This window comes from Burkholderia sp. HMSC10F09 (genome assembly GCF_001806955.1).
Lineage (GTDB): Bacteria > Pseudomonadota > Gammaproteobacteria > Burkholderiales > Burkholderiaceae > Burkholderia > Burkholderia multivorans.
The window spans coordinates 1-6207 of sequence record NZ_KV786740.1 but is presented as its reverse complement, the minus strand read 5'-3'; the positions used below and the strand labels follow the sequence as shown (position 1 = coordinate 6207).

3 protein-coding genes are annotated in these 6207 nt (G+C 68.1%); all 3 read left to right on the top strand.

The features are described from left to right. The coding region (recG, locus tag HMPREF3115_RS16120; RefSeq protein WP_141751684.1) for an ATP-dependent DNA helicase RecG at positions 1–2209 on the top strand (2209 nt) is incomplete at its 5' end. 125 nt (positions 2210–2334) lie between these two features. After that, positions 2335–3294, top strand: a complete 960-nt coding sequence (locus tag HMPREF3115_RS16115; RefSeq protein ID WP_006401641.1) for a LysR substrate-binding domain-containing protein — start codon at positions 2335–2337, stop codon at positions 3292–3294. Positions 3295–3897: 603 nt separating this feature from the next. Next, positions 3898–6084, top strand: a complete 2187-nt coding sequence (katG, locus tag HMPREF3115_RS16110) for a catalase/peroxidase HPI (RefSeq protein WP_006409655.1) — start codon at positions 3898–3900, stop codon at positions 6082–6084. Positions 6085–6207: the final 123 nt, after the last annotated feature.

Below are 6207 nucleotides of genomic sequence, written 5' to 3'. Positions count from 1 at the left end.
CGCGCAGCCGGCCGCGGCCGCGCAGGCCGTGTCGATCGACGACGATGCGCACGCAGGCCCGCCCGCCGATGCGCCGGCAGACGCCGACGGCGCGCCGGCCGCGAAGCGCGGCAAGAAGGCCGCGGCGGCGAAATCGTCCAAGCCGGCGCTGAAAACCGCCGACAAGCTCGCGAAGCTCGGGCTCACGCGCTCGATCGATCTCGTCCTGCATCTGCCGATGCGCTACGAGGACGAAACGACGCTCACGCCGATCCGCGATCTGCTGCCGGGCGGCATCGCGCAAACCGAAGGCGTCGTGATCGACAACGAGGTCGCGTATCGCCCGCGCCGCCAGCTCGTCGTGAAGATCCGCGACGACGACGGCGAGCAGCTCGTGCTGCGTTTCCTGAATTTCTACGGCTCGCAGGTCAAGCAGATGGCGGTCGGCCAGCGCCTGCGCGTGCGCGGCGACGTGCGCGGCGGCTTCTTCGGGATGGAGATGGTGCATCCGGCGGTGCGCGTCGTCGAAGCCGATGCGCCGCTGCCGCAGGTGCTGACGCCCGTCTATCCGAGCACGGCCGGCGTGTCGCAGGCCTATCTGCGCAAGGCGATCGAGAACGCGCTCGAGCGCACGCCGCTGCCCGAGCTGCTGCCGCCCGAAATCGAGCGCGACTACCTGAAGCCGCTCGGCGTGCCGACGCTCGCTGACGCCGTGCGCATCCTCCATCATCCTGGCGTCGACGCCGACGAAGCCGCGCTGATGGACGGCTCGCATCCGGCATGGACGCGCATCAAGTTCGAGGAACTGCTCGCGCAGCAACTGTCGCTGAAGCGCGCGCACGAGGAGCGCCGCACGCGTGCGGCGCCCGCGATGCCGCGCCGCACCGCGCGCGACGCCGACGCGCTGACCACGCGGCTCTACGCGGCGCTGCCGTTCCGGCTGACGGGCGCGCAGGCGCGCGTCGTCGACGAGATCGCGCACGATCTGACGCTGCCGCACCCGATGCAGCGGCTGCTGCAGGGCGACGTCGGCAGCGGCAAGACGGTCGTGGCGGCGCTCGCGGCCGCACAGGCGATCGACGCCGGCTATCAGGCCGCGCTGATGGCGCCGACCGAAATCCTGGCGGAGCAGCATGCACGCAAGCTGCGCGGCTGGCTCGAGCCGCTCGGCGTGTCGGTCGCATGGCTGGCGGGCAGCCTGAAGGCGAAGGAAAAGCGCGCGGCGATCGAGGCGGCCGCGCTCGGCACCGCGCAGCTCGTGATCGGCACGCACGCGATCATCCAGGACACCGTCGAATTCGCGCGGCTCGGTCTCGTCATCGTCGACGAGCAGCATCGCTTCGGCGTCGAGCAGCGGCTCGCGCTGCGCGCCAAGGCCGCCAACGCGGCGGACGGCGCGCAGGGCTTCCAGCCGCATCAGCTGATGATGTCGGCCACGCCGATCCCGCGCACGCTCGCGATGACGTATTACGCGGATCTCGACGTGTCGACGATCGACGAACTGCCGCCGGGCCGCACGCCGGTGCTGACGCGCGTGGTCGGCGACGCGCGCCGCGACGAGGTGATCGCGCGCGTACGCGAGGCCGCGCTGACCGGCCGCCAGGTGTACTGGGTCTGCCCGCTGATTGAGGAAAGCGAGACGCTGCAGCTGCAGACGGCGGTCGAGACCTACGAGACGCTCGCCGCCGCGCTGCCCGAACTGAAGGTCGGCCTCGTGCACGGGCGGCTGTCGCCGGCCGACAAGGCGGCCGTGATGGACGCGTTCACGCGCAACGAGGTGCAGCTGCTCGTCGCGACGACCGTGATCGAGGTCGGTGTCGACGTGCCGAACGCGTCGCTGATGGTGATCGAGCACGCCGAGCGCTTCGGCCTTGCGCAGCTGCATCAGCTGCGCGGGCGCGTCGGGCGCGGTACCGCGGCGTCGGTCTGCGTGCTGCTGTACTCGGGGCCGCTGTCGATCGCGGGCCGCGAACGGCTGAAGACGATGCGCGAGACGACCGACGGCTTCGAGATCGCGCGGCGCGACCTCGAGATCCGCGGGCCCGGCGAATTCCTCGGCGCGCGGCAGTCGGGCGCCGCGATGCTGCGCTTCGCGAACCTCGAGACGGACGGCTGGCTGATCGACCCCGCGCGCGACGCCGCCGCGCGACTGATCGCCGCGTATCCGGACGTCGTCACGCAGCATCTGGCGCGCTGGCTCGGCGCGCGCGAGCAGTATCTGAAGGCTTGAGGCCGTGTTTGAGGGCCGGAGCCGTACCGACGATCGGCCGACCGCGATGCGGAGAAACTTGGCGAACGGCCGCCACAGGGTGTATAAATTATGCCTATCGCTCGTTTATACCTGATTGACCCACAATGACGCTGACTGAATTGAAATACATCGTCGCGGTTGCGCGCGAGCGGCATTTCGGCCGCGCGGCCGAAGCGTGCTTCGTGAGCCAGCCGACGCTGTCGGTGGCGATCAAGAAGCTCGAGGACGAGCTGAACGTGCAGATCTTCGAGCGCGGCGCGAGCGAAGTGAGCGTCACGCCGATCGGCGATCAGATCGTCACGCAGGCGCAACGCGTGCTCGAGCAGACGTTCGCGATCAAGGAGATCGCGAAGCAGGGCAAGGACCCGCTCGTCGGCCCGTTCCGCCTCGGCGTGATCTACACGATCGGCCCGTACCTGCTGCCGACGCTCGTCAAGCAGATGATCCAGCGCGTGCCGCAGATGCCGCTGATGCTGCAGGAGAACTACACGCTGAAGCTGCTCGAGCTGCTGAAGCAAGGCGAGATCGACGCGGCGATCATGGCGCTGCCGTTTCCCGAAACGGGGCTGATGGTGCGGCCGCTGTACGACGAGCCGTTCGTCGTCGCGCTGCCCGCCGGCCATCCGTGGGAGAAGCGCCGCGAGATCGACGCCGAAGACCTGAAGCAGGAAACGATGCTGCTGCTCGGCAACGGTCACTGCTTCCGCGACCACGTGCTCGGCGTGTGCCCCGAGCTGATGCGCTTCTCGCAGACGGCCGACGGCATCCAGAAGACGTTCGAAGGCTCGTCGCTCGAGACGATCCGCCATATGGTCGCAAGCGGCGTCGGCATCACGGTGCTGCCGAGAATGTCGGTGCCGGAGATCGGCCCGCGCGCGAACGGCCCGGACGCCGAGCTGCTGTCGTACGTGCCGTTCAACGAGCCGGTGCCCGACCGCCGCGTCGTGCTGGTGTGGCGCAAGAGCTTCACGCGGATGCCGGCGATCGACGCGATCAGCGAAGCGATCGCCGCGTGCGAGCTGCCGGGCGTCGCGAAGCTCGACATGCCGGCTACCTTGAACTGACGTGGCCGCCGCGCCGCATCGATCGACGGGGTCTCGCGGCCCCGTTTATTTTTCCCTATCGCATAGATTTAAACAATTGAATTCTGTTGGACGATAGATTTACGTAGACTCTTCACATGGTCGGCGTCCCCGAGGCGCCCGTTGCAGATTCAATGCAAGCGTCAAAGGAGGATGTTATGATGCGATCGGTATTGCGGCACGCGCAGCGGAACATCGCGTCGCGCGAGCAAGTCGTCAATCGTGCCAGGGCCGCGATCCGCAGCCTGCGTCCGATTGCGTTCGCATACCTGGCGGATCGCACGTATGGCGGATGACGCCGTATACCGGTCCCGTGTTCCCCCGATTCAACCGCGCCGAAGAGGGAGCAAAGCATGATCGACAACACGAAGACCCAGCGCATCGCCGGCGGCGCGTCTGCCGGCCGCGCTTGCCCGAAGCGTCCCGCCTGCGGCGCTTCGCCCGGGAAGCGCGACGCGAAGCGCATCCCGTAGTCGGGCGGCAGGCCCCGCCTGTTCCGTTTTCCACCCCCGCAATCACGCTCCGCGCACGTCGTCCGGCGCTACGCCGGCACGGGGGCACATGAGCCATCCAAGGAGAAAAAGCATGTCGACCGAACCGAAGTGCCCGTTCCACCACACCGCAGGCAGCGGCACATCGAACAAGGACTGGTGGCCGAATCAGATCAACCTGAATATCCTGCACCGGCATTCGTCGCTGTCCGATCCGATGGACAAGGACTTCAACTATGCCGAGGCATTCAAGCAGCTCGACCTCGCGGCCGTGAAGCGCGATTTGCACGCGCTGATGACGACGTCGCAGGACTGGTGGCCGGCCGACTTCGGCCACTACGGCGGCCTGTTCATCCGGATGGCCTGGCATAGCGCGGGCACGTACCGGATCGCCGACGGCCGCGGCGGCGCGGGCGGCGGGCAGCAGCGCTTCGCACCGCTGAACAGCTGGCCCGACAACGCGAACCTCGACAAGGCGCGCCGGCTGCTGTGGCCGATCAAGCAGAAGTACGGCCGCAACATCTCGTGGGCCGACCTGCTGATCCTGACCGGCAACGTCGCGCTCGAATCGATGGGCTTCAAGACGTTCGGCTATGCGGGCGGCCGTCCCGACACGTGGGAACCGGACGACGTGTACTGGGGTTCCGAAAAGATCTGGCTCGAACTGAGCGGCGGCCCGAATAGCCGCTACTCCGGCAACCGGGAGCTCGAGAACCCGCTCGCGGCCGTGCAGATGGGCCTCATCTACGTGAACCCGGAAGGCCCGGACGGCAATCCCGATCCGGTCGCGGCCGCGCGCGACATCCGCGAGACGTTCGCACGGATGGCGATGAACGACGAAGAGACGGTCGCGCTGATCGCGGGCGGCCACACGTTCGGCAAGACGCACGGTGCCGGTCCCGCCTCGAGCGTCGGCCCCGAGCCGGAAGCGGCGGCCCTCGAGCAGCAGGGTCTTGGCTGGCAGAGCACGTTCGGCACCGGCAAGGGCAAGGACGCGATCACGAGCGGCCTCGAAGTCACGTGGACATCGACGCCGACGAAGTGGAGCAACGATTTCTTCAAGCACCTGTTCAGCTACGAGTGGGAGTTGACGAAGAGCCCGGCTGGCGCGCATCAGTGGGTCGCGAAGGATGCGGAGGCGGTGATCCCCGATGCGTTCGATCCGGCGAAGAAGCACCGTCCGACGATGCTGACGACCGACCTCGCGCTGCGCTTCGATCCCGAGTACGAGAAGATCTCGCGCCGCTTCTACGAGCATCCGGACCAGTTCGCCGACGCGTTTGCGCGCGCATGGTTCAAGCTCACGCACCGCGACATGGGCCCGCGCTCGCGCTATCTCGGCCCCGACGTGCCGGCCGAGGAGCTGCTGTGGCAAGACCCGGTGCCGGCCGTCGACCATCCGCTGATCGACGAAGCCGACATCGCGGCGCTGAAGGCGAAGGTGCTTGCGTCGGGGCTGTCGGTGTCGCAGCTCGTATCGACCGCGTGGGCGTCGGCGTCGACGTTCCGCGGCTCGGACAAGCGCGGCGGCGCAAACGGCGCGCGCATCCGTCTCGCGCCGCAGAAGGACTGGGAAGTGAACCGCCCGGCCGAACTCGCGGCCGTGCTCGAGACGCTCGAAGGCGTGCGCAAGGCGTTCAACGATGCGCAAACGGGCGGCAAGAAGGTATCGCTCGCGGATCTGATCGTGCTGGCCGGTGCGGCCGGCGTCGAGCAGGCCGCGAAGAGCGCGGGCGTCACGGTGACGGTGCCGTTCGCGCCGGGCCGTACGGATGCGTCGCAGGAGCAGACCGACGTCCACGCGATGGCCGTGCTCGAGCCTGTCGCCGACGGCTTCCGCAACTATCTGAAGCGCAAGTTCAAGACGCCGGCCGAGGCGCTGCTGGTCGACAAGGCGCAACTGCTGACGCTGACCGCGCCGGAGATGACGGTGCTCGTCGGCGGGATGCGGGTGCTCGGCACGAACGTCGGCGATCCGAAGCACGGGGTCTTCACCGAGCGTCCGGGCACGCTGACGAACGACTTCTTCGTGAACCTGCTCGACATGCGTACCGAGTGGAAGCCCGCATCGGCCGACAACGACGTGTTCGAAGGCCGCGATCGTGCGACGGGCGAGCTGAAGTGGACGGGCACGCGCGTCGACCTCGTGTTCGGTTCGCATTCGCAGCTTCGCGCGCTTGCCGAGGTGTACGGCAGTGCGGATGCGCAGCAGAAGTTCGTACACGACTTCGTCGCGGCATGGAACAAGGTGATGAACCTCGACCGCTTCGATCTCGTCTAACAGCCCGCTGCCGGCAGCGATGCGGCAGCGAAGTCTTGCAACAGGGCGGCGAGCGCCGGGCGGCCGATGAGCGGCAGCCCGGCGCGGCGTCGCCGTTTCGTTGAAGGAGGGACCATCATGACG

Bases quoted from the DNA above. Each gene is read 5' to 3' on its own strand.
- katG (WP_006409655.1), top strand. From the start codon at position 3,898: ATGTCGACCGAACCGAAGTGCCCGTTCCACCACACCGCAGGCAGCGGC.
- HMPREF3115_RS16115 (WP_006401641.1), top strand. From the start codon at position 2,335: ATGACGCTGACTGAATTGAAATACATCGTCGCGGTTGCGCGCGAGCGG.